1 protein-coding gene is annotated in these 654 nt (G+C 33.6%); it reads left to right on the top strand.

Annotation, left to right across the window (positions count from 1 at the left end):
• Positions 1-550: hypothetical protein (locus J7384_RS19220; RefSeq protein WP_209116145.1), on the top strand; the 550-nt coding region annotated here is incomplete at its 5' end.
• Positions 551-654 lie beyond the last annotated feature (104 nt).

Here is a 654-nt window from a genome sequence, read left to right as displayed (position 1 = left end):
GGCGTTAGGTTTTATGAAGAAAGCACTAATTTCGTTTGGTCTTTTATTGATTGTTTACTTAAATGTGAATGCAATAGTCGGGTTGTTACCCGATAGTGACTTCAAATTAAATTTACGTTTACTAATTAATAAAGCTAAACTAGAAAAGCTAATTAAGCTTGCGGAATCTAGCGAATATACACATATTTTATGGGTTAAAAATGAGATTCAAAGAGCCGGCGTGCGTGAAAATGATTCCGTGAATTGGGGTGATTCATCAGATTTAACTTTATTTGTTTCATTGGCTGAGCAGTTTAACTTTAACTCTATCGAGTTAATTAAAGGGAAAGGTGGGAATTGGTTGTTTGGGGGATATACTAAAGTATTACCTCTCAATGAGCCTGAAACTAAAATTAAAAATATAGATACAGACTATTTGTATGGCCAAACACCTGAATTTGAAAACTGTGACGATATCAAAATTAAGAATTTATCGGAAGGTAAATGTTATATAGCTTTATATGACAAATGGTTTTTGTATAAATATTGGTTCACTTACAACTTAAATTAAAGACAAACCTAACAAGCGCTTTAACGGGACAAATAAAGCTTAGCTCCCGTCGCTGCGCTCCTAATTTTAGCTAAGCTAATTATTTGCCCGTTAAGCGGGCGTTA

This window comes from Endozoicomonas sp. G2_1 (genome assembly GCF_017744155.1).
GTDB lineage: Bacteria > Pseudomonadota > Gammaproteobacteria > Enterobacterales > Alteromonadaceae > JAGHQT01.
Note: the sequence above shows the minus strand (reverse complement) of the source record. Positions and strands in the feature narration are given on the sequence as shown.